Consider the following 22,919-nt stretch of genomic DNA (forward strand, 5'->3'; position numbering starts at 1 on the left):
GACTGCCGGCTCGCCACGTGTGCGGTCCCTCGGGCGGTAGCGACCCGAGACAGGGCGGCCTCGGCGAAACTGCGGTCCAGGCCGCTGGGGAGGAACCGGTGATGAAGCAAACCTGTTCTTCAGGTGGTGAGTGTCGGTGACGTCTGGCGGACCTGGCCGCCGAGCCAGTCCTGGAAGGTGAGCAAGTCAGGGAAGTCCTTCCGCAGCGTGGCGAGGTCGGCCTGGTAGCCGCTCTCGGCGAACCATTCGAACATCCTCTCCTCGATCGGCAGGGGGACGAGGCGCGTCGGCACTGCGGTGACCTGCTCGTAGATTGCGGCCACTTCGGTGAAGGTCAGCTCGTCGCCGGCGATCTCGAGCTCCACGCCCAGGTAGTCGTCGCGGTGGTCGATGACGTGCGCGGCGATGCGGCCGATGTCCTCGGTGGCGATGAGCTGCATCGGCCGGTCGGGGAGCACCGGCAGCTCCATCAGCCGTTCCCGTTCGGCGCCGGCGTAGTGCAGCAGGTTGTCCATGAAGAACACCGGCCGCAGGATGGTCGCGGGCAGCCCCAGGGCGCGGATGTACGCCTCGATCGCCGCCTTGCTCTCGAAGTGCTCGATCCCGGTACGCCGCTCGGCGCCGCCGACCGAGGTGTAGACCAGGTGCGCGACCCCGGCGCCCAGCGCGACATCGGCGACGCGCATGCCCTGCCGTACCTCGGCTTTGAGGGTTTCCGGCTCATACGCCAGGGCCTGCATGCTGAACACGGCGTCCACGCCGCGTATGGCCCGCTCCAGGGACGCGTGATCCTCCAGGTCGCCGGCCACGAGGTCGGCACCGGTCAGCCGGCCGGCGGCCGGGCTTTTCGGATCGCGGACCAGGGCACGGACCCGCCAGCCACGGCTCAGCAGGTGACGCGCGGTGGCGCCGCCCTGCCGGCCGGTGGCGCCGATGACCAGGGCGACGCTCATGCCGTCACCACCGGGGTGGTCTGGGCCAGCGCGATCCGCCAGGTGCCGTCGTCCTTGACCAGCACGAACGTCAGCGCTCCGATGCGGCCGTCGTTGACGTGCTTGATCAGGTGGGCCAGCGCCACGTCCGGTCGCAGGAACGTGACGTCGAGCAGCTCGTTCCTGGTCAGCACGTCCTTGAGCGGGGTGTCCAGTGCCTTGGCCATGACCTGCCTGACCTGGTCACGGCCGCGCAACCGGATCCCGGTGAAGTTGACCAGGGCCACCTCCTGGGTCAGCAGCCCGGTGAAACCGTCCACGTCGTTCTGCAGCTCTTCGGCGTCGCGGACGACCTGCTCGATCGCCTTGATGTCGGGGTTCATGGCACATCTCCTCAGTTTCGCGGAGCGATTCGCTCCGCACTGAGACTATGCCGGAGCGAATCACTCCGCAACTGTTAAAGTGTGTCGCGATGACCACCCGCAAAGAGCTCGCAGAACGCAACGACCGCACGTTGCTCCAGGCCGCCCGCGACGTGCTCGCCGAAGACGGCGCGCACGCGTCCGTCGCTACCATCGCCGCCCGCGCAGGGGTCGGCATCGGCAGCCTCTACCGCCGCTACAAGACCAAGGAAGAGCTGTTCCAGCGGCTCAGCCTGCTCTCCCTCGACCACTGGAACGAGGCGGCCGAGCAGGGCCTGGCCGATCCCGACCCGTGGGCAGGACTGGCGGCCTTCATCCACGACTGCGTGGCGTTCGGGCAGGGCTCGCTGGGGCCCGTCGCCGGCACCATCGAGGTGACCCAGGAGATGAGCGCCAAGTCCCGCCGCGGCGATGACCTCCTCGACCAGTTGGTACGGCGAGCACACCAGGCCGGCGTACTCCGCAGGGACGTGACCGCGGTCGACATCTCGCTGCTCATCGAGCAGTTCGGCCGCTCGCCGGTGCTCGACCAGCTTCGCAAGCAGGGCAAGGGCGAACTGCTGACCGCCGCCGCCGAGGCTCGCCGGCGGCTGGTCGCGATAGCGCTCGACGGGTTGAGGCCGGGACACAGCCCGTTGCCCGGCTCCCCGCCGGGCGAGGAGCTCTTCACCGGCCGCTGGTCAAGGGAGTAGATGAAAGGGTGAGCGCGTTCATCGGTCCTGTTCGGCGGTGTCCTGGGCGGCCAGGAAGCCGGCGATCTGGGCGGCGCCCGTCCGCTGCAGCCAGGTGCGCAGGTCCATCAGGCCGGGGTGCAGGGCGCGGGTGAAGGCGACGTCGGCGCGGTAGCCGCGGTCGTTGAGCCAGGTGTAGGCGAAGGCGAAGTTCTCACCCACCTTGGCGATCTCCTCGATCGGGATCTGCACGTACGGCAGCGGCCGGTCGATCGCCTCGGAGATGACGGCGGCGATCTGACGGGGGGTCAGTTCGTCCCCGGCCAGGTCCACTGCGCGGCCGATCCACTCGCCCGGCTGGGCGAAGGCCAGCGCGGCGAAGGCTCCGACGTCGTCGACGGCCATGATCTGCTGCGGCACGTCGGGGGCGAACGCGGTGGCCAGGGCGCCGTCGTGCAGGTAGTAGGCGCCGGTGTAGTTCTCCATGAAGGAGACCGGTCGCAAAAAGGTCACGGGCAGGCCCAGCCGGGTGATGTGCTGTTCGATCCGCCACTTGTTGATCGAGTTCTGCGGCAGTTTCTCGGTGTGGTGGCGGCTCGCTCCGGCGAGCGAGGCGTAGACCAGGTGCCGCACCCCGGCGGCGTGTGCCGCGTCGGCGACCTTGCAGCCCCAGCGGACCTCGTCCTCGGCGGAAAAGCCCGCCGGGGTGCCCGGGGAGCCGACGGTGGGCTGCACGCTGAACAGGCCGTAGGCGCCTTCGGCCGCGGCGACGAGCGAGGGGAGGTCGTCCATCTCGGCGCGGACGAGCTCGGCGCCCGCCTGCGCCAGCGTCCGGGCCGCGGGGGCGCCCGGATCGCGCGTCACCGCCCGCACCTGCCAGCCGTCGGCGAGCAGCTGCGCCGTCACGGCCCGGCCCTGCAGGCCGGTCGCCCCCACCACCACGATGGTCTTCACGATGTGTCTCCAGACGGTAGGCATGCGGCGGCCACCCGCTAACTGGGGTGGCCCTCCGGTTCTGGATGAGTACGATATGGAGGGCCACCCCGTTTTGCAAGCCCACCGGAGACCACATGCCGCCCGCCAGCCGTACGACCCCGCACCCGCGGCCGATGCGCGCGGACGCGCGCCGCAACTACGACCGCATCCTGGCCGCGGCCGCCGAGGCCATCGCCGAGCACGGAGCCGAAGCGTCCCTGGAGGAGATCGCCCGGCGCGCGGGCGTCGGCTCGGCCACCCTGCACCGGCACTTCCCCTCCCGGCAGAAACTGCTGGAGGCCGTCTTCCACGACAAGGTCGAGGTCCTGTGCGCCACCGCCGCCGAGCTGGCCGCCGACCCCGACCCCGGGCACGCGCTGGCGACGTGGCTGGGAGCCGTCGCCAGGCACGTGGTGTCCAACCGGGGTCTGGCCACGTCGCTGATGCGGGGGGCCCACGACAGCGATCCCGCCGTGGGCGCCACCTGTCACGCCATGATCACCAACGCCGGAGCGAACCTGCTGGACCGGGCCTGCCGGGCGAACGCCGCACGGCCTGACGTCTCGATCACGGACCTGCTCACCCTCGTCAACGCCATCTGCCTGGCCGTGGAGCAGGAACCCGACGGCGCGGCCCAGGTCGACCGGCTGCTCACCCTCATGCTGACCGGAGTGCGCCCAGCAGGGGAAACGGCGAACCGGCGGAGGTGATACCCGGCAGGGGCGCCGAACCACCGGTGCCGGAACGGGTGACCGGCGGGGAGGGGACGGCCCCTCCCCGCCGGTCTCAGGTCAGTTCCTGTCGAGGCAGGTGGTGAAGGTGTGGTCCCGGCTCGTGACCGACCACGGAGCGTTCAGTTCGAGCCGCCAGTCGCCCTGCTCGGAGGCGCTGGTGCCCCAGTTGTAGACGACGTTCTCGTGTCCCGGCTCGTTGAAGACCGTGAGCTGCCAGGGTTCGGCCACCCACTGGTTGCCCGTGCGGTTGCTCTTGCGGACCCAGCGCCACTGCACCGTCCCGGCCGACTCGGTCTTGATGGTGGCCGTCATCACGTACGGGATCTGCTCGCCGGTGCACCAGGTGCGGACCGAGTCCTTCTTGACGTGCGACTGCGTGATCTCCGCGTTGGCGCACACGTGCGAGAACGAGACGGCCTCGGACTGGTACCCCGCCTGCGGGCTGACCAGGCGGACTCGGTAGGTGTCCCTGGAGGTGACCCGTGTCGTGAGGTACACCTCGACGGTGGCGGACCCGCGCTTGGTGAAGACGCGTTCGAAGGTCTGGTTCCGCAGCACCACGCCGGCGCCGTTGACCCACTGGTACTTGACCGTCTGGGCGCGGTCCGACTCCAGCACCGCCGAGAGCTTGATGGTGTCGCCCGGCGCGCTCTTGCACGGACCGGCGTACTCGGCGGGCGAGGCCTTCACATCGGTGATCTTGACGGTGGTGCAGAGAACCTTGAGCGTGGCCGACTTCTTCGGCTTGTTGAAGCTCAGCACCTCCAGGACGACCGGAACGTCTCGCGTCGTCTCGGCCCGGATCACGGCTCCCACCCGCTTGGGCCGGCCCGCCGTCAACGCCACCGTCTGCGTGGCGACCTGCCGGCCGTCCACGGTCCAGAACAGCTTGATCTCGGTGTCGCGGTCGGCCTGGACGTCCGCCCACACCCGGCCGCTGTCGCTGGGGCACTCCACCCCGTAGATGTCGGTGCTGGTGATCTCACCGATGCTCACCACGGGGTCGGGGTCGGGATTCTCGGTGCTGCAGACGACCTTGTACAGGGTCTCGGCGCGCGGCTTGTCGTGGCTGTCGACGACCAGCTCGACCTTGCCCGGCTTGACCGAGGACCACACGTGGTCCACCCGAGCCGCGCCCGGGTTCTGGAAGACCTGCGTCTTCTTCGGACCCGCCTGACCGTCCACGACCCAGTGGTACTCGACGGTGCCGGCCTGGGCAGCCTGGAGCTGCGCGGAGGCCTTGAGCTGCGGCGGGGTCGTGCAGAAGCCGTTGTAGGAGTCAGCCTGGAGCTCGGAGATGCGGACCTGGGCCTCGGGGGCGTCCTTACAGGTGAAGGTGTAGGTCTTGGTCGCGGTGCCCTTGCCGCCGGCCAGGCGCAGTTCGACGGTGTGCCGGGTGCCGGCCTTCTCCTCGCGGCCGGCGTGGTGCCAGGCGAGGGTGACGGTGGCGGTGCCGTTGGTGAAGGTGGCGGTCTGCTCGTCGCCGGCCTGCCCGTCGCGGACCCAGTGGTAGTTGATCGTGGCGGCGGTGCCGGCTTTGCGGGTGATGACGCCGGTGGCCTGGTAGGCGACCGGCTCGGCGCAGGAGCCGGTGTGGTCGCCGGGGGTCAGTTCGGTGATGGCCACGCCGTACTCCTGGCCGGCGGGCGGCGGGGTGGCGCAGGTGACCGTGTAGGTGGCGCGGCCGGAGTCGTGGCCGGTGCCGAGCAGGTCGATGGCCCGCCAGCCGGTGCCGGTCGCCGAGACGCCGAGCGTGGAGGTGACGGTCTTGCTGCGGGGTGCGCCGGCGGGGAAGTCGGCGTACTCGACGCGGCTCTGGCCGGCGGCGCTGTCGATCCAGCGGTAGGCGATGCGGGCCGGGGTGTGCGAGACCTGGATGGTGCCGGTGAAGGTCACGGTGACCGGGCAGGTGGTGCCGCTGGTCGAGGCGGTGACGTGCGCGGCGGCGACGGTGGGCTGGCCGGCGGTGCCCTGGGGCAGCGGGGCGGCGGTGTCGTAGGTGGTCTCGCAGTCGACGGTGAAGTGGGCCTTCTTGGACAGGCCCTTCTGGCCGGCGATCTGGACGGCCTGCCAGCCGCGGATGGAGCGGTCGAAGGTCTGCCGGTCGCGGACCGTGGCCTTGCCGTTGAGGCGGATGGTTTTGGTCTTGCCCTTGCTGCCGTCTCCCCTGACCCAGCGGTACCGTACCGAGCCCTTGCCCACGAGGACCGCCGAGAAGCCGACGGTGGTGGGGCAGGTGCCTGAGTACGACCGAGGGCCGGCCTTCACCTTGGTGACCGCGACCTTCGCCGGTGCGGCGGCGGAGGCTGCTGCGGGGGGAACGGCCAGCAGGCTGCCGAGCAGGAAGGCGCTCAGCAGCAGTGCTGTCCTCTTCACTTGGGGGTCCCTTTCTCGCGATACGGAAGGGGTCCCATGCTGCTCAGCAGGGATTGCGGGTCACTTGGATCTCACTGGTGCCAGCTCGATCACGTCAGGGCGACGGGGATTCCCGGCTCGGAGCGCCCGTCAGTCCTCCACCCGTTCCAGCGGGTCCAGGCAGAGCCAGAAACCGTCCCGGCCCGCCTCGGCCAGCACCACGTGACGGCCGGCGTCGGACTCGTGCGCGCGGAACTCCACCCCCACCAGATCGTCCTCGTCCTCGTCCTCCTCGTCGTCGATCAGGCGGAGCCGCAGGACGGCCTCGCCCTCCATCCGCCAGCGGAAGGCCAGCGTCTCCTCGCCGTGGAGGGCCGAGTGGTGGCGCAGCTCGCCCGTGCCGTCGGCGGCGAAGACGACCTCGTCGCCGAACAGCACCCCCGCCGTGCCGTTCGCCGAACGCCAGCGTCCCACCAGCCGCCCGCCGTCTGCCATCGGTGCCTCCGCGTGTTGTCTCGTCTTCGTTTCGTCCCAGACGACGAAGATACCTAGTGACCTCGGAACAAGGCTCTCACCAGGGCAAACACTAGGAAGGAGTCATGTCGACCATCACGTGCGGGATCGACCGGGCCGAAGAGGCACCACGACGTCGCCCTGGTCGACGCGGCATCGGTCACCTCATGACGACGGACCCATGGGTTCCGCTGATCGACCTCACCCGAACGCCTGGATCTAACGGACGGCCCAGGACTCACAAGCCCCGGGCGAGCAGAGTGCTCACTCACCGTCGGCCACCCACTAGGCGGTCTGCAGGATGCGGCGGAGTCGGGTGGCGTAGGCGCGGGGGTGGGTGGTGTTGCCGTTGTGGCCGCCGGGGAATTCGCGCAGGTCGGTGCCGAGCAGGTCGGCCAGGGCGCGGGCGCACGTGTAGTCGAAGACGGTTCGCGGGGTGGTCTGCCCGGCGACCGGGATGATGCGGGTCGAGGTGGTGGCCAGAGCGGTGACGTCGAGGGTGTCGCGCAGGATGGCGGTGAAGTCGTGCTCGACGAAGAAGTGGAAGTTGCGCATTCGCTGGGGCGTCATCGGGTGTGAGGTGAGGTCGGGTTCGGCGTCGGGGCTGGCGGGGTCGATGCCGAGCACCTGGGCGACCGCTTCGAGGGTCGCGCCCAGGCCGTCCCTGCGGTGGATGTCCTGGATCTCCCGCAGTTCCGCCTCATGGTGGACGCGCTGCTCGACGGGGAGCAGCCGCGGCGTGACCGGCTCGTGTGCGACGAGGACGCTGACCTGGCCGGGGTGACGCAGGGCCAGATGGAAGCCGATCGAGGCGCCGAGGCTGCAGCCGAGCATGAGGACGGGCTGGTCGGTGAGTTCGGCGAGCAGGTGGTGCACGTCGTCGGCGTGCTGGGCGAGGGTCACGCCCTGGCCGGGCGTGGTCAGCGCGCTGCGGGACAGGCCGCGGCGGTCGTAGGTGACGACGGTGTAACTGTCGGTGAGCTGGTTGACGAGGTCGATGCTGCGGCCGGCGTCGCCTTCGCCACTCTGGGAGATGAGCAGCATCGGGCCGGTGCCGCGCACCTCGTAGTAGAGCGTGGCGCTGGGGGTCATGTCAGGCGTCCCTTCACCGAGGGGTTGGACTGCCTTGGGTGAGATCAACCGTAAAGCATCAAGTTTGATACATCAAGTCAGATGCATCTCTTCTGATGTATCTTGGGCCCATGAACGGAGTCGACCTGTTCCTGCTGGGCCGCACACTGATGAAGATCGGCGAGGAAGCGCTGCCCACCGAGGGAATCGGCGAGCAGCCGGCCAGTGCCCGCACGGTGCTGATCGTGGTGAGCGACGTGCGCGGGCACCCGGGCTCCGCGGTCGGCGAGATCGCCGCGCGCACCGGCCTGCCGCAGAGCGCGGTCTCGGCTGCGGTGGCCCGGCTCCGCGAGGCCGACGCCGTCATCACCGAACCGGATCCCCGCGACCGCCGCCGGCTCCTCATCCGGCCCGCACCGCAGATCTCCGACCGGGTGGGACAGGTCCGCGCGACCTCCATCGATGCGGCCCTGGCCAAAGCCCTGGACACCACCGACCCGCAGCGGGTCGCCGAGGTCACCACCTTGCTGGAGGAGCTCGCACGGCACCTGACTCCGCAGGCGCTCACCCGCCTGCGCGACACCGCATAGGGCGCGACACCGCATAGGGATCGTGTCATCAGCCCCGAACGAGCGGGCTCGGCAGCCCGAGGCCATCTCCAGCGCTGGTTGGCGGCCTCCGGGTGCGGGGGCGTCCGGCCTCGCCCGCAAGCCGGTCATCTGCAGTCCAGCCTGCTCACCCTCCCACTCTCCCAGCGGCGATCTGGCGGCCCTGGGTGGTCTGCACGACGACCGGCAGGCCGTCGGGGACAACGCCGTGCAACCGGGTGAGCAGGTCGTCGACCGGCGGAGGCTCGCTGGGCGCGCGTACGGCGACGAAGAACGTGCGCGCCTGCAACTGCACGCCGATGACGGCAGCGTCCGGCGTGCCCGCGAGCCACTCGGCCGCCACCTCCTTCACCTGCCCCTCCCATCGGGAGATCACGTACGTGGCGGCCGTGCTCAGGATCAGGACCGCGGCGACGACCACACCGAGCGCGCTGAGCGCCAGGACCGCACGCCGGCGCGAGCGCGCGGGCTCGGGCGGCGCGGTGTAGCCGAGCGTGGCGAAGACGAAGGTGCCCGCCAGGACCAGCGACAGCATGTTGGACAGGAACAGCACCAGCGCGCCCAGTGCCAGCCACGGCGCGCCGTCGCCCAGGCAGACGCCGACGACCACGAGCGGCGGCACCAGCGAGATCGCGATCGCGACTCCTGGCAGGACCGCCGCGACGTCTCGCCGGGCGAGCGCGATCGCCCCGGCCAGTCCTGTGGCGATGGCCGCGACGAGGTCGGCGAGTCCGGGTGAGGTACGGCCGGCGATCTGGCTGTTGGCCAGCAGCTCGAACGAGCTGGGCACCACCAGCGAGAACACCATGCCGATCGCCACGACCGCGCCCATGCCGCCCAGCACGAACCACCCGGCCCCGATCTTCGAGCGTTTCACCAGGCCGAGCGCCATGCCCATGATGGGCGTCGACAGCGGGGCGATGATCATCGCGCCGATCACGGTGGCCGTGGAGTCGGAGATCACCCCCGCCGCCGCGATCACGGACGACAGCACCAGCATGATCCAGAACGCCGAGTAGCGGGAGGTACGGTCCCCCGCCCGCAGATCGAGGTCGGTGGTGAGCTCGTCGAGCGTCCGGCGCTGCGCCAGTGGAACCAGGCGCTCTCTCAGCTCGGTCAGCATCGGCTGCCTACGGCGTGACGATGTCGAAGTCGCGGACCGGCTCGTCCAGCAGGCCGACGAGGGTGGTGACGATCGCCGGGTCGCCTTCGGCCTGGACGCCGTCGAGGTTCCCGGTCGCGATGACGCCGAGGAGCTGTGGCTTGGTCAGGGTGAGGGTGAGGTCGGCAGGACCGGCGTCCTTGCCGGTGCTCTGGGTCAGGACGCCGTTGGCGAGGCTGAGCCGTACGGTCTGGTCCAGGTCGGTGAAGACCCAGTCGATCACGAGCCGGGTGTCCCAGGCGCGCGGCCCGTCGACGCGAATGGCCAGAGAGTCGAAGAGTTGCTCCAGGGTGAGCGCGCCGGCGACGTCCGGGCTGGTGGTGTCGATGCTCGCCGGGGCCTTGCGCCCGCGCAGCTCCGCGGCGCCCTGGAGGTAGAAGTTGCGCCAGGTGCCGTTCTCCGCGCCGTGGCCGAGCCGGTCGTAGACCCGGGCCAGCAGGTCACGGGCCTCGGTGTGGCCGGGGTCGGCGAAGACGACGTAGTTCAGCACCTGGGCGGCCCAGCGCAGCTCGCCCGACTCCAGCGCCTGCTTCGCCTTCGGCAGGATGCTCGGCGCGCCGCCCATGTACTCGACGTGCTTCTTGGCCGACTCCTCGGGCGGCAGCTCCCACAGATGGGCGGGGTTGCCGTCGAACCAGCCCATGTAGCGCTGGTAGATCGCCTTCACGTTGTGCGAGACCGAGCCGTAGTAGCCGCGCGCGTGCCAGGCCCGCTCCAGCGCGGGCGGGAGCTGGATGCGCTCGGCGATCTCCAGGCCTGTGTAGCCCTGGTTGAGCAGGCGGAGGGTCTGGTCGTGCAGGTAGGCGTACAGGTCGCGCTGCTGGGACAGGAAGGCGGTCAGCTCCGCCGTACCCCAGCTGGGCCAGTGGTGGGAGGCGAACAGGACGTCGGAATCGGCGGCGAACAACTCGATCGCCTCGGTCAGGTAGCGGGCCCACACGCGCGGGTCACGCACCAGCGCGCCACGCAGGGTCAGGACGTTGTGCAGCGTGTGCGTGGCGTTCTCGGCCATGCAGAGAGCGCGGCGTTCTGGCAGGTGGAAGTTCATCTCGGCCGGGGCCTCGGTGCCGGGGGTGAGCTGGAAGACCAGGCGGACGCCGTCGATCACCTCCTCCTGGCCGGTCTCGGTGATCGACAAGGTGGGCTCGATGAGGGAGATCGTCCCGGTGGAGGTGGTCTGGCCGAGCCCGGCGCCGATCTGGCCGTCTGGCCCCTTGGCGAGTTCGGCGCCGTACATGTAGATGGCGCGGCGATTCATGGCGGTGCCCGCGTAGACGTTCTCCGCGACCGCGTGTTCGAGGAATCCGGAGGGGGCGATGATCGGGACGTTCGCGTCATCGGGGACGACGCCGCGCACGCCGCCGAAGTGGTCGGCATGCGAGTGGGTGTAGATGACCGCGACCACCGGGCGCTCGCCGCGGTGCGCCCGGTAGAGGGCCAGCGCGGCCTCGGCCGGTTCGACCGACAGCAGCGGGTCGACGACGATGACGCCGCGCTCTCCCTCGATGAACGTGACGTTCGACAGGTCGAAGCCGCGCACCTGGTAGATGCCCTCGGTCACCTCGAACAGGCCGTGCTTGGCGTTGAGGGCGGACTGCCGCCACAGGCTCGGGTTGGCCGTCGGCGGGCAGTCGGCGTCGAGGAAGGCGTACCAGCCCAGGTCCCAGACCACCCGCCCCGCCGCGTCCTTGATCTCGGACTGCGACGTGGTGCCGACGAAGCCCCTGTCGGCATTGGCGACATCGGTGTGGTCGTCGAACGAGGGCAGGGTGGTCACGGCCTCTCCTCAGCTTTGCTCATGATCGCTGCGTTCCGGGTCGTGTCCGGATATGCACCATGGCAGTCGCAGGCTGGCGTCAAGTCCTCGCCACGAGGCGCTGCGAGCCTCGTGGAGGGCGCGGTTCCACCCCGGCGCCTGAGCGCCGATCCGGCCGCTCCTGACTCGACCCGGACGCGGCCGGGCGGCAAGACGCTGGGACATGCGACGCAGACGGCAGGGCATTCCGCGGACCCGCCGGGCTGCCTACCGTGGATCGCACCCACCCCCACTGATCAGGAGTGCAACCATGCGTGCTGTGATCCAGACCGCCTTCGGCGGCCCCGAGGTCTTGCAGGTCGTCGAGACCGAACGACCTGCACCGTTGTCCGGCGAGGTGGTGATCCACGTGCGGGCCAGCGGGTTGAACCCGGTCGACGCCGCCGTGCGCTCAGGCGCCTATCCCCTGCTCGGTCAGCCGCCGTTCGGCGTCGGCTGGGACATCTCCGGAGTCGTGGCGGAGGCAGCCCCCGGCGCCAGGTTCCAGGTGGGCGAGGAGGTGTACGGCATGCCGTTCTTCCCCCGGGCCGCGACCGGCTACGCCGACTACGTCGCGACGCCCTCGCGCCAGGTCGCCCGCAAGCCCGCAGGCGTCGACCACGTGCACGCCGCGGCGCTCCCGCTGGCCGGGCTCACCGCCTGGCAGGGCCTGGTGGACGCGGCCAAGGTCGGCCAGGGTGACCGGGTGCTGATCCACCGGGCGGCGGGCGGGGTCGGTCACCTGGCTGTGCAGATCGCCAAGGCCAGAGGCGCTCACGTGATCGCACTGGCCAGCGCCGGCAAGCACGAGTTCGTCCGGTCCCTCGGCGCCGACGAGGCCATCGACTACCGGACGGTCGACTTCACCGAGGTGCTCGGCGACCTGGACGTCGTCCTCGACTCCAGCTCGCAGGGCGAGCGCTCGCTGGCCGTACTCAAGCCGGGTGGCGTGCTCGTCAGCATCATGGAGCACGGGAACGCCGAGCTCGCCGCGAAGGTGGAGGCGGCCGGCCGGCGCTTCGCCGGAGTCTCGGTCGAGCCCGACTACGCGGCGCTGGAGGCCATCGCCGAACTGGTCGACACCGGCCGGCTGCGCCCGCACGCCGAGCAGACCTTCCCGCTGGAGGAGGTGGGCAAGGCGCACGAGCTGCTGGAGTCCGGCCAGGTCCGGGGCAAACTCGTGCTGACGCTATAAAGCAGGACATGGATCTGCTTGCCGAAGCGCTGGAGTCGATGCGGACCGGGCGCCCGACCTCCATCCGGACCGACGGTCACGCGCCATGGGGGCTGGAACTGCCGCCCACCGCCGGCGCCGGCTTCCATGTGGTGCTGCACGGCTCGTGCTGGCTGGTGCCCGTGGACGCCGCGCACCCGACGCCGGCCCTGCTGGAGAGCGGCGACGTGGTCTTCCTGCGCAGCGGCTCCCGCTTCGTGCTGGCCGACCACCCGGACACGCCCGCCCAGGTTCCCAGGCCCGAGCAGTACACGAAGGCGCCGCCCATCGGCTCGGTCGTGCTGGGCGCCGCACAGCCGGACGGCCGCGGCCCCCGCACCAGCCTGCTGTGCGGCAACTACCACCTCGACCTGGCCCGGCCCCACCCGCTGCTCCGCCAGCTTCCCGAGGTGATCCACCTGCCCACCCGGCACGGTCGCCACAGCGGGCTGGCCGCCGCGGTCCGACTGCTCGGCGCCGAACTCGACCATCCCCGCATCGGCTCGCAGGGCATCGTGCCCGCCCTGATCGACTCCTTGCTGCTGTACATCCTGCGGGCCTGGCTCGAGGAACAGCCCGCGGCGGCCCACGGCTGGTCGGCCGCGCTGCGCGACTCCGCGGTCGTCGCCGCGCTGACCGCCATCCACGACGTCCCCTCGGCGGCCTGGACGGTCGAGTCGCTGGCCGTACGCTCCGGCCTGTCTCGCGCCGCCTTCGCCAAAAGGTTCGCCACCCTGGTCGGCGAACCGCCCATGGCCTACCTGACCCGCTGGCGCATGACGCTGGCCGCCAAACTCCTGCGGGACTCCGACATCCCGCTGACCACCGTCGCCGCGCAGACGGGCTACAGCACGGAGTTCGCCTTCGCCAAGGCGTTCAAGCGGGAGTACGGCATCGCCCCCGGCCATTACCGCCGCCAGGTCAGAGCCGCATGACCCGTTCTTTCCCTGACTCTCGAAAGGTCCCCTCTGATGCCCACCATCCCCTGGATCCGTGTCGGCACCCCGCCCCACCCTGAAACGTTGGTCATGGCTTCGCGGCTGGAGGTCAGATCGTTGCGTCAGGTGCCGGGCTTTCTCACCGCCTCGTTGCGACTGCTCCTGCAGGCCCGTCGAGCGCCCGGCGCGCTGGGTGTCTCGTTGCAGGCGGAGCTGTTCAAGCGCACCTTCTGGACGGTTTCCGCCTGGACCGACAAGGCTGCCGTGTACGCCTACTCCGCGGCGGAACCGCACAGGTCGACCATGCGGCGCCAGCGTGCGGTGATGCGGGAGTCCACGTTCGTCTTCTGGACGATGCCCGCCGACCAGTTGCCCGTGCAGTGGGATCAGGTGCGCGACCGCATCGCCCGTGAGCGCTCCACAGATGCGTGAAGCGCTCTGTGATCAGCAGGACTGATCTCTGTGCCGGCTGTCACACGCGGACCTCCGCCACCTCTTCACGAGCCTGTACTACGTCACCGCCCGGAGGGATCGGGGTCTCCCTGTTCACGCTGCTTGAACTCTTCCTGTCCACCCCTGCCAGGAGCTTGAGTTCAGTCGGCCTCCCCACTCGACCTTCGCCTGGCCCCCCGTGGTCTCGCCCTCCCGCGGAAACGCCCCGGGTCGGCATAGGTCCATTTGAGGGGGCAGGGGACTCCGATGACGCATGAGACCGACCAAGCGATTCGCAGCACTGCGCGAGCCTTGATCACCGCAGCGTTCACAGGAGAGAAGGAGCTGCTCGACTACGTCTCCGGCATGGTTACCGACGAGGAACGGATGTCTCTCGCGGACCATGTCATTGATCTCCACGTGATGGTGGTGGCCCTGGTGTCCGACGAACCCGGCCTGGACAGCGTGACGTCGGACGGCGGCCCGTTGAGGCCGGATCATGACCTGCTGGGCGAGGTGCTCGTTCTAGCCTTCTACACCGCGGAACTGCTTCGGGTCCGCTTCCGTGACGAAACGGTGGCATGGCAACAGCTTCGGTCTCTACTGCTCCTGGACGCGGACCAGGAATGACCTTGGGCCTACTCCCAGATCATTTGTGGACACGGGAACGAGATTCCTCGACACCCCTTGCCCAGAGGTCGATATCGCGCTCCCACAGGCTCGATGCAAAACGTTCTGGCTTTACTCCTCGCCTCGCACTCGCGCACATTCGCGGCGCCGTACATGGAGGGCTCCTGAAGCCTGGCGCGACGCCTACAGGCCGGGGCCGCACGCCGGCCGGACACGATGGCGGCCCGACGTCAATTCAGGTTGACGCTCGACCGATCGTCAACCTAGGATGACGACATGGAGGTCGACCGATCGCAGGGCCGCCCAGGCGCCGACATGCGCTGCCCGGAGAACAGACCGGGCGAGGAGGACGAACAATGGCGGTGCCATCAGTGACCCGAGAAACTCTCGCAGTCGCGGTGACGGCCAATCTGCCGGTCATCCTCTGGGGTGCGCCGGGCACCGGCAAGACGTCCGCGGTGACCGCGCTCGGCGCGGCCGCCGGCCTGCCCGTCGAGGTGGTGGTCGGCTCGATCCGCGAGCCCAGCGACTTCTCCGGCCTGCCGGTGCTGCGTGAGGGCAGCACCTGGTTCGCGCCGCCGCGCTGGGCCGAGCGGCTCGCCGCCGAGGGCGCCGGCCTGCTGTTCCTCGACGAGCTGACCACCGCGCCGCCGGCCGTACAGGCTGCCATGCTGCGGGTGGTGCTGGAGCGCACGGTCGGTGACCTGGTGCTGCCGGACGAGGTGCGGATCGTGGCCGCGGCCAACCCGCCGGACCAGGCCGCCGACGGCTGGGACCTGTCCGCGCCGCTGGCCAACCGGCTCATCCACCTGAACTGGACCGTCTCGGCCGACGATATCGCCGAGGGTTTCGCCGGAGGCTTCGCCGTACCGGAGCTCGACGTGAAGGACGCCGCCGGGCCCGCCGAGGTGGCCGGCGCGCGGGCGCTGGTCGGGGCGTTCCTGCGGGTACGGCCGGAACTCGTGCTGGCGGTGCCCGGCAGTCCCGACCGGGCGGGCCGCGGCTGGCCCAGCCCGCGGAGCTGGGAGATGACCGCACGGGCGGTCGCCGCGTGCGAGCACACGGGCGCCGGCGAGCCGGTCCTGGCCGAGCTGGTGCTCGGCGCGGTCGGTGAGGCGGCCGGCTTCGAGCTGCTTTCCTGGCGCCGCAACCTCGACCTGCCCGACCCGAAGACCCTGCTGAACGACCCCCGGGCTCCCCTGCCGGAACGCCTCGACCGGCTGCATGCCCTGCTCGGCGCGGTGGTGGCGTACGTGCACTCGGACGGTACGGCGGGCACCTGGGAGCGGGCGTGGGCGGTGGTGGCCCGGGTCGCGCGCACCGCGCCGGACGTGGCGGCGACCGCGGCCCGGTCGCTGGCCCGCTCCCGGCCCGAGGGCGCGACCCTGCCCAGGACGATGCTCGACCTCGCGCCGGTGCTGCGCGCGGCGGGGCTCATGCGATGAGCTCCGAGGGCCCCCGCGCTCCCGCCTACGAGGAGGCGGTGGGCGCCCGGATCACCGCCGCACGGCTGTGGGCGGCGCACCGGGCGCCCTACCTCGCCTCGGCCGTCTTCGCCCTGAACCCGGTGATCCTGGAACCGGCCCTGGACGAGGACACCGGCGCACCCGTCGCCGACCCGGAGTTCCGCGCCTTTCCCGCCGACACCCGGTGGAACCTGTACGTGGAACCGGGCACCGCGCTGGCCACCCCGGTCGAGGAGGTCGGCTGGTGGATGCTGCACCAGGTGGGCCATCTGGTGCGTGGCCACGCGGCCCGCTCGCCGGTGCGGCCGGAGCCGGCCCAGGAGGTGGGCCAGGAGGTGAGCCACGCCGCGGGCGCGGTCCGCGACGAGGAGGCCCACCGCTGGAACCAGGCCGCCGACGCCGAGATCAACGACGACCTCGAGGCCGAGGACCTGCGCGCCCCGATGGGCGTGGTGTCACCCGCCGAGCTGGGCCTTCCGGTCAACCGCACCGCCGAGGAGTACGTGCCGATGCTCGACGTGCTGGCCCAGGCCATGGGCCGCGCCGGGCGGGCGCTGGCGGAGGCGATCGACTGCGGCAGCGCGGTGGACGGCCGGGAGCGCGCCTACGAGGACGGCGGCTCCGGCGAAGGGCTCACCCAGCTCGACAGGGAACTGCTCGAACGCTCCATCGCGGCGGGTATCCGGGACCGGATCAGCGCGCGCAGCGAGGTGCCGTCGGGCTGGCGCCGCTGGGCCGAGGAGCGCCTGCGCCCCTCGATGAACTGGCGGGCCCGGCTGGGCGCGACGATCCGGCGCGGGGTGAGCACGGTGGCCGGTCAGGTCGACTTCAGCTATCGCCGCCCGTCGCGCCGCGCCGGCGCCTACACCGACATCGTGCCCCCGTCGATGGTGCGCGCGGTCCCGGACACCGTGCTGGTGATCGACACCTCCGGCAGCGTCACCGACGACGTGCTGAACCGGCTGCTGGCCGAGGTGACCGGGATCATCGAGGGCGTGGCAGGGCCGAACCGGCGGCTGCGGGCGTTCTGCTGCGACGTCCAGCCCCACCCCGTCCAGGTGGTGCGCCGGGCGAGCGACATCGAACTGGCCGGTGGCGGCGGCACCGACATGCGGGCCGGTATCGCCGCGGCGATGGCGCTGCGGCCCCGTCCCGACCTGGTCGTCGTGCTGACCGACGGCGAGACGCCGTGGCCCGAGCAGCGCCCTGCGGCGCAGGTGGTGATCTGCCTGATCGGCGACGGCGGGCACGCACCCGGCTGGGCGTCCGTGGCCCGCCTCCCGGCGGACCCGCCGCGGCGGCCGGCGAAAGGAGAGTCATGACGACGAGCTACGCCGAGGAGCCGAGTCCCGAGCCGCTGCACGAGTGGCGGGCACGCGGTTTCACCGTCGCCGACGCCCGGCAGTGGATCGAGGCCGGCTTCTCGATCACCGACGCCGAGCGGTGGCGCAAGGCCGGCGTCTACACAGCGGCCGATGCGCGGCCGTGGCGCACCGCCGGAGCCACCCCGTACACCGTGGATCTGTGGCTGCGGGCCGGCATGACGCCGCGGGACGCGGTGCGCTGGCGCGAACTGGGCTATTCGCCCGAGGAGGCGGCGGACCGGCACCTCGCCGGGGAACGCCCGCACCCGCGCGGATGGCTGTGGCGGCTGCTGCACCGGGGCGGGAGGCCGGGCGAGGCGTTCGCCGACGAGGAGCGCTCCGGCAGCATGCGGGAGCTGCTGCGGGCGGGCATCCCGGCGGGCCGGGCACGCGCCTACGTGGAGGCGGGCTGGACGGGCTCCGACGCGGTGGAGTGGGCGAGACGCGGCATCGAGGCGGGACAGGCCCGGGTCTTCGGAGCGCTCGGCCTGTCCGCCCGCGAGGCCGGACGGGTGGTCGCCTCGGGGCAGGACGCCACGTCCCTGATGACCGAGTTCTGGCGTGCCGGGGTGCCGATCGACGAGGTGGCGGCCTGGCGTGCGGCGGGTTTCACCGCGGAGGAGGCGGCCCGGATGCGGGCCGAGGGCACCGACGTCGAGCAGGCCAAGGTACTGCGGGCCTTGGCCGAGGGCGACGAGCCCTGACCCGAGACGGACCGGAAGGCGGCAGGCCGAGGACCTGCCGCCGATGCGGCCCTTGCGCTCCCATCAGTTGCCGGCCGTCCACGATCGGTGCGTCCGTCCAGCCGGGCGGTCCACGAGGTCACCCTTTCCGTACGGCCGGAGGATCGTTCTTGTACGGCAAGCAGCCGCGGCCGGCCAACCCTGGCTTACCTCTGCCTGCTCACCACCCGAAACGAGCACCTCCCGTGCGAGGGCGGGTTGGCGATCAGCAGCGGGCGACGATGTGGCGGGCACGCGGCTGGTGGTGCCATTCACCGGCCGGGGCGCGATGGAGGAATTCCTCGCGCAGTCGGTCGACGAAGGCTTCGCCGCGGGTTTCAGCGAGCGCCCGGAGCGGCCCGGATCGGGTGTGGGCGTCGAAGAACGTCGTCGCGTCCGGGTGGGACATGGGGTAGGACAGGTACTCGTCCCGCTCGATCACGAGGCCGTGCGCGGTCGACGCCGGCTTGGAGCCGGCGTTCCCAGGAGCTGTCCTCGGCGGGCACCCGCGCTCGCAGGACGTCGGCGATGAGCGCGAACGGCCCGTCGTCCTCAGTGCAGTCGGGCCAGAAGACGACGGACAGGCGTCCGCCCGGGCGCAGCGCACCGGCCCACGACCGGAGGGCGAGGTCGGGTTCGGGCAACTGCTGAAGCCCGAACACCGACACCACGGCCGCGCACCTGCCCGACCATCGCGGGTCGAGGGTCGAGGCGTCGCCTTGGACGGCGGAGGCCTGCCGGTGGCGGGCGGCGCGCTCGCGGGCCCGGCGGACCATGCCGGCGGACAGGTCGATGCCGACGATCTCGCGCCCGGGCAGGTGCTCGCTCAGCACGTCCAGCTCCGGGAATGTCCCGCAGCACGGGACCAGGACCGGCCCTTCCGGCAGCGGCCCGTGGGTGAGCGCCCGCACCGCGCTGGCCACCCACGGGGCGAAGCGCGGAACGTAGTAGGCCTCGTACCCGTCGGCGGCCTCGTCCCAGCCCCGGGCCACCCGGGCGAGCCGTTCAGCATGCTCGGTCATCGCGCCTCCCCGATCCGTTCGTCGCCGTCCGACTTCACAGTGACCGTCACCTGCCCCATGCGCGGCGGTGCTATTTCTTGACTCGGTAACGCAGGTGGAGGACGCCCGTGCCTTCGACGACGGCGATGGGCCCGTCGAACTGCACCGGTGCGGTGCCGAGCTCGCCGAACAGCGTCTTCCCTCCGCCCAGCACGACCGGCACCAACTCGACGCCGACCTCGTCGAGCAGATCGGCCTCCAGGCACTGCCGGGCCATCTGCCCGCCGTTGACGGCGACGTTCTTGTCCCCGGCCAGTTCCTTGGCCTTGGCCACCGCCGCCTCGATGCCGTCGGTGACGAAGACGAAGTCGTCATCGTCGTCCGGACGGTCGTCGGGGCGCCGGTGGGTGAGCACCACCGTGGTCACGTCCATCGGGTGGCGCCCGCCCCAGGCGTTGGTCATGTCGAAGAGGTGCCTGCCGACGATCAGCGCGCCGGTGTCGTCCCATTCGGGCTTGACCAGCGCGGCGCTGGCCGCGGAGATGCGGAGCCGCGGCGGGATCTCGACCTCGCCGTTGCCGTACCACTGGAACAGCAGGTCGAACCCGCTTTCTCCGGGTCCGGCGATGTAGCCGTCGAGCGACATCGTGGCGCCCGTGGTGACCTTGCCCATCGCGTTGTCTCCTTCGCTGTCGAGAACCCGGCGCTTTGGCCGGGCATGCAGCACAGCGTCGCAGTCGGGGGGCGACCGCCACAGGCGTGGTCACCACGTGCCCGGCACGCGACCACCACCTATGACGGCTTCGGCCCGGCCAGCAGCTCCACCGTGACCTCGTGCTCGTATCGGGCACCCATCCGTTGCCACACCTCGGCTGACCTGGCGAGAGCGTCGGCGTCGCCACGCAGCCGGCCGGCGGCCCGGAGCAGGGTGGCGGCGGCCCAGTCGTTGCCGGCGCTGTCGGCCTGTGCCGCGGCGAGATCGGTCTCGGCCGAGGGCACGCCGGCGACCACCGCGAGCTCGACGGTGGCGGCGCGGGCGAGCACCCGGTACAAGGAGCTGGCCGGCAGCCGCCGGGCGCGCTCAGCCAGCTCGGCGGCCTGGTCGAGGTCACCGAGCCGCAGCGCGAGCCGGGCGTCCACCAAGGTGATCAGCGGGTCCAGCACCGGCCAGCCCATGCTCGCCGGGTCACCCATCGCCGCGGCCCTGGCCCGCCACTGCGCGACGCGCTCCCGGTCGCCGCGCAGGCCATGCGCCAGTACGGCGAACGGCATCGTGAGCCAGACGTAGAACGCCCGGGGCCGGCCGGCGCGTTGCCACCCGGCCCACATGTCCTCGGCGAGCTGCACGGCGTCGTCGAGGTCACCGGACAGGACGAGCACCGGAACGGTCTTGCCGGCCGCCAGGTACACGCTGTCGCCGGACAGCTCGGCGTCAGAGATCAGCCGCGCGCTCGCCCTGGCGGCCGGCAGGTCGGCGGCGGCCACCGCGGTCAGCGAGGACAGCCCGCGCGCGTCGCTGATCTCGACCGCATGTTCCGGGTCGTGCGGATCGAGCGGGGCGAGCAGCTCGATCCGCTCGGCGGCGATCCGGTGCCACTCCTCGACGCGACCGTCGTTGATCGCGACCGCGCGCACCGCGTCGAGGCTTGCGCTGATCAGCACCGGGTCACCGGCCGCGTGAGCGGCTGCGACGGCGGCCGCGGACAACCCGGCCTCGGGCCGGAGGGCGTCCGGATGGGCGGTCCACGCCGCGGCGCACGCGAGCCGGGCGGCGACGACCGGATCGTCCGGGTCCCCGGCCGCCCTCGCCTCGGCGAGCAGCGCGCGACGCCGCTCGAACGGGATCTCGCGGCGGAAGGCCCTCGGGAACCGGCCGGTCAGCTCGACGGCCTGCGCCAGCGCGATGGCCCGCGCGTTGCCCGCGCCCGCCTCCCCCGCCCGGTCGGCGGCGGCCAGCCGCAGCTCGAACGCTCGATCGGCGTCGTTGCCGACCTGCGCGCAGTCCGCCGCTCTGGCCAGATCCCGGGCCGCCTCGCTCGCATCCGGCGCGCACCGGGCGGCGTGGGCGTACCGATCGGGCGCCTGCCACAGATAGCCGCGGGCGAACGTGAGCCGGCCGAGGGTGCGGGCGAGCCGGTGGGCCTCGGCGTCGGGCTGCTCGTGGCCGGTCAGCGCGGCCCGGAGATCGCCCGCCACCGCGTCGAACTCGCCCTGCCACGCCGTACCGGCCCGCCCCGCGAGACCGGCGGCCAGGTCGGCGGCCAGGTCGGCGGCCCAGCGCAGGTATCGCCGCCGTACCTCGGTGTGCTCGGGTTCGTCCGCGAGTCGCTCGGCGGCGAACGCCCGGATCGTGTCCAGCAGCCGCCAGCGGCCGTCCCGGCGCTGGACCAGGCTCTTGTCGACCAGCCGCCCCAGCACGTCGGCGGCCTCGGCCGCCTCCACCCCGGCGACCGCGGCCACCGCCGGCAGGTCGAAGTCGCCGAGGAACACCGACAGCCGGCGGAACACCGCCCGTTCGTCCTCGGTCAGCAGGTCATGGCTCCACCCGATCACCGCGCGCAGCGACCGGTGCCGCACCACCGAACCGCGCCCGCCGGCCAGGAGCCGCAACTGGTCACCCAACCCGGTCAACAGCCCGGCAGCCCCGAGCGACGCGCTGCGCGCCGCGGCCAACTCGATCGCGAGCGGCAGGCCGTCCAGCCGCGCGCACAGGTCGGCGACGGTCGCGGCGTCGTACGGCCCAGCCTGGTGGGCCAGTGCCGCGCGGTCGCGGAACAACTCCTCGGCGTCCGATCCCAACGGCAGCGGCGCGACCGGGTGGACCACCTCACCGGACAGCCCGAGCCGCTCCCGGCTGGTCGCGAGGATCGTGACCGGGCTCGCGGCCAGGATTCGCTCGGCGAACTCGGCGACCGCGTCGGGGAGGTGCTCGCAGTTGTCCAGCACCAGCAGCGACGGGCCACGACGCAACCGGGTCAGGACCGCCTCCTGCCCGTCCGCGTGCTCGGCCACCTCCAAGACCGCCGCCACCGCATGCCCGAGCCGGCCGTCGCGCACCGGCACCAGATCCACGAACGCCGCGCCGTACCGGTATTCGGCCGCCACCGCGGTCGTGACCACCTCCGCGAGGCGGGTCTTGCCGACCCCGCCCGGGCCGGCCAGCGTCACCAGCCGGCCCCGCGCCAGCGCCGCCCGGACCGCCTCGACCTCGGCCCGACGGCCGACGAAACTGGTCCGCGAGCGCGGCAGGCCGGGAATGTCGCCCGGCAAGGTCACCGCACCGATGCCGCCGGCCCGTGCGGCGAGCGCCTGCCGGTCGGCGACGCCGTACTTGCGCAGCAACGACGACACATGGCCCTCGACCGTGCGCACCGAGATCTGCATGCGGCGGGCGATCTGAGCATTGGACAGCCCCGCACCGAGCGCCGCGAGCACCTCGGTCTCCCGCGCCGAAACCGGCACTGACCCCTTCACCGCCCCATCCTCACCGATCACATCAGGCTCAGCGCCATCGCCAGCCGACTTCAAGACCGCAGCAGCTCCGCGCCGATGCCCGGGCAGGGTTCGCCCCGAAGGCCGCCGGTCACGATCCGGCTCCGAGCTCCTGAGCGTCGAGCAGTTCGTCCCCGTGCTCCTCCGCCCACCGGCCGAGAGCGTTGATCGGGCCGTCGACCAAGCTCTGGCCCAAGCCGGTCAGGGCGTACACGACGCGCGGCGGCGCTTCGGCATGCGCTCGGCGGTTGATGAGCCCGCTGGCAAGCAGCCGATGCAGCGCCTGCGTCAGCACCTTGTCGCTGACACCCCCGATGGCCTCGCGCAACTCGCGCCGCCGACGCGGCCCTGAGGAGAGGGTGAAAAGGACGACCGGGTCCCACGTGTGGGCGAACAGATCGGTGACCGCCCGCACCCGGCAAT

The 22,919-nt window shown here is 71.7% G+C and carries 22 protein-coding genes; 10 read left to right on the forward strand and 12 right to left on the reverse strand.

Annotated features, from left to right (window positions below):
* Nucleotides 1-119: 119 nt before the first annotated feature.
* Nucleotides 120-953, reverse strand: a complete 834-nt coding sequence (locus tag ACIBG7_RS41775; protein WP_397339878.1) for an NmrA/HSCARG family protein — start codon at nt 951-953, stop codon at nt 120-122.
* A complete protein-coding gene (locus ACIBG7_RS41780; RefSeq protein WP_397339879.1) occupies nt 950-1,315 on the reverse strand; it encodes an SgcJ/EcaC family oxidoreductase in 366 nt (121 codons plus the stop codon). The genes ACIBG7_RS41775 and ACIBG7_RS41780 overlap by 4 nt, the downstream gene beginning before the upstream one ends.
* An 89-nt stretch (nt 1,316-1,404) precedes the next feature.
* Here ACIBG7_RS41780 and ACIBG7_RS41785 point away from each other — a divergent pair, with 89 nt between their 5' ends.
* Entirely contained in the window at nt 1,405-2,046 is a 642-nt protein-coding gene (locus tag ACIBG7_RS41785) for a TetR/AcrR family transcriptional regulator (RefSeq protein ID WP_397339880.1), read from the forward strand.
* Nucleotides 2,047-2,064: 18 nt separating this feature from the next.
* Here ACIBG7_RS41785 and ACIBG7_RS41790 read toward each other — a convergent pair whose 3' ends face one another.
* Entirely contained in the window at nt 2,065-2,979 is a 915-nt protein-coding gene (locus ACIBG7_RS41790) for an NmrA/HSCARG family protein (RefSeq protein ID WP_397339881.1), read from the reverse strand.
* Between the two features lie 116 nt (nt 2,980-3,095).
* On the opposite strand from ACIBG7_RS41790, the gene ACIBG7_RS41795 reads away from it, so the two are divergent.
* Nucleotides 3,096-3,710 carry a TetR/AcrR family transcriptional regulator gene (locus ACIBG7_RS41795; RefSeq protein ID WP_397339882.1) on the forward strand — a complete coding sequence of 205 codons (615 nt, stop codon included), beginning with the start codon at nt 3,096-3,098 and terminating at the stop codon, nt 3,708-3,710.
* Between the two features lie 81 nt (nt 3,711-3,791).
* Here ACIBG7_RS41795 and ACIBG7_RS41800 read toward each other — a convergent pair whose 3' ends face one another.
* From ACIBG7_RS41800 to ACIBG7_RS41810, 3 genes are all read right to left on the reverse strand, one after another.
* Nucleotides 3,792-6,110: a hypothetical protein gene (locus ACIBG7_RS41800; protein WP_397339883.1), complete on the reverse strand. Its 2,319-nt coding sequence runs from the start codon at nt 6,108-6,110 to the stop codon at nt 3,792-3,794.
* A gap of 129 nt (nt 6,111-6,239) precedes the next feature.
* Complete coding sequence (locus ACIBG7_RS41805) at nt 6,240-6,584, reverse strand: hypothetical protein (protein ID WP_397339884.1); 345 nt, start codon at nt 6,582-6,584, stop codon at nt 6,240-6,242.
* Between the two features lie 303 nt (nt 6,585-6,887).
* Nucleotides 6,888-7,694, reverse strand: a complete 807-nt coding sequence (locus ACIBG7_RS41810) for an alpha/beta fold hydrolase (protein ID WP_397339885.1) — start codon at nt 7,692-7,694, stop codon at nt 6,888-6,890.
* Between the two features lie 110 nt (nt 7,695-7,804).
* Here ACIBG7_RS41810 and ACIBG7_RS41815 point away from each other — a divergent pair, with 110 nt between their 5' ends.
* On the forward strand, nt 7,805-8,263 hold the full coding sequence (locus ACIBG7_RS41815; RefSeq protein WP_397339886.1) for a MarR family winged helix-turn-helix transcriptional regulator: 459 nt from the start codon (nt 7,805-7,807) through the stop codon (nt 8,261-8,263).
* A 145-nt stretch (nt 8,264-8,408) separates the two neighbouring features.
* On the opposite strand, the gene ACIBG7_RS41820 is transcribed toward ACIBG7_RS41815, so the two are convergent.
* On the reverse strand, nt 8,409-9,404 hold the full coding sequence (locus ACIBG7_RS41820) for a DUF389 domain-containing protein (RefSeq protein ID WP_397339887.1): 996 nt from the start codon (nt 9,402-9,404) through the stop codon (nt 8,409-8,411).
* A 7-nt stretch (nt 9,405-9,411) separates the two neighbouring features.
* A complete protein-coding gene (locus ACIBG7_RS41825; RefSeq protein WP_397339888.1) occupies nt 9,412-11,220 on the reverse strand; it encodes an alkyl/aryl-sulfatase in 1,809 nt (602 codons plus the stop codon).
* A gap of 289 nt (nt 11,221-11,509) precedes the next feature.
* Between ACIBG7_RS41825 and ACIBG7_RS41830 the strand changes: the two genes are divergently transcribed.
* The 7 genes from ACIBG7_RS41830 to ACIBG7_RS41860 all read left to right on the forward strand — a co-directional run bounded on the left by ACIBG7_RS41830 (nt 11,510) and on the right by ACIBG7_RS41860 (nt 17,985).
* On the forward strand, nt 11,510-12,433 hold the full coding sequence (locus ACIBG7_RS41830) for an NADP-dependent oxidoreductase (protein WP_397339889.1): 924 nt from the start codon (nt 11,510-11,512) through the stop codon (nt 12,431-12,433).
* Between the two features lie 8 nt (nt 12,434-12,441).
* Nucleotides 12,442-13,386 (forward strand): AraC family transcriptional regulator, encoded by a 945-nt coding sequence (locus ACIBG7_RS41835; RefSeq protein WP_397339890.1) that lies wholly within the window; start codon nt 12,442-12,444, stop codon nt 13,384-13,386.
* A 36-nt stretch (nt 13,387-13,422) separates the two neighbouring features.
* Complete coding sequence (locus ACIBG7_RS41840) at nt 13,423-13,821, forward strand: hypothetical protein (RefSeq protein ID WP_397339891.1); 399 nt, start codon at nt 13,423-13,425, stop codon at nt 13,819-13,821.
* Nucleotides 13,822-14,088: 267 nt separating this feature from the next.
* Nucleotides 14,089-14,451: a hypothetical protein gene (locus ACIBG7_RS41845; RefSeq protein ID WP_357936452.1), complete on the forward strand. Its 363-nt coding sequence runs from the start codon at nt 14,089-14,091 to the stop codon at nt 14,449-14,451.
* A 356-nt stretch (nt 14,452-14,807) separates the two neighbouring features.
* Nucleotides 14,808-15,896 (forward strand): AAA family ATPase, encoded by a 1,089-nt coding sequence (locus tag ACIBG7_RS41850; protein ID WP_397339892.1) that lies wholly within the window; start codon nt 14,808-14,810, stop codon nt 15,894-15,896.
* On the forward strand, nt 15,893-17,239 hold the full coding sequence (locus tag ACIBG7_RS41855) for a VWA-like domain-containing protein (protein WP_397339893.1): 1,347 nt from the start codon (nt 15,893-15,895) through the stop codon (nt 17,237-17,239). The genes ACIBG7_RS41850 and ACIBG7_RS41855 overlap by 4 nt, the downstream gene beginning before the upstream one ends.
* Nucleotides 17,236-17,985: a hypothetical protein gene (locus tag ACIBG7_RS41860; protein ID WP_397339894.1), complete on the forward strand. Its 750-nt coding sequence runs from the start codon at nt 17,236-17,238 to the stop codon at nt 17,983-17,985. The genes ACIBG7_RS41855 and ACIBG7_RS41860 overlap by 4 nt, the downstream gene beginning before the upstream one ends.
* 356 nt (nt 17,986-18,341) lie before the next feature.
* Here ACIBG7_RS41860 and ACIBG7_RS41865 read toward each other — a convergent pair whose 3' ends face one another.
* The 4 genes from ACIBG7_RS41865 to ACIBG7_RS41880 all read right to left on the reverse strand — a co-directional run.
* Nucleotides 18,342-19,025 carry a class I SAM-dependent methyltransferase gene (locus tag ACIBG7_RS41865; protein WP_397339895.1) on the reverse strand — a complete coding sequence of 228 codons (684 nt, stop codon included), beginning with the start codon at nt 19,023-19,025 and terminating at the stop codon, nt 18,342-18,344.
* Between the two features lie 70 nt (nt 19,026-19,095).
* Entirely contained in the window at nt 19,096-19,677 is a 582-nt protein-coding gene (locus ACIBG7_RS41870; protein ID WP_397339896.1) for a dihydrofolate reductase family protein, read from the reverse strand.
* Nucleotides 19,678-19,796: 119 nt separating this feature from the next.
* Nucleotides 19,797-22,478 (reverse strand): ATP-binding protein, encoded by a 2,682-nt coding sequence (locus ACIBG7_RS41875; protein ID WP_397339897.1) that lies wholly within the window; start codon nt 22,476-22,478, stop codon nt 19,797-19,799.
* A 109-nt stretch (nt 22,479-22,587) separates the two neighbouring features.
* Nucleotides 22,588-22,919 (reverse strand): winged helix-turn-helix transcriptional regulator (locus ACIBG7_RS41880; RefSeq protein ID WP_397339898.1); only part of this gene is annotated, 332 nt, incomplete at its 5' end.

It is taken from the genome of Nonomuraea sp. NPDC050328, from assembly GCF_044459405.1.
Lineage (GTDB): Bacteria > Actinomycetota > Actinomycetes > Streptosporangiales > Streptosporangiaceae > Nonomuraea.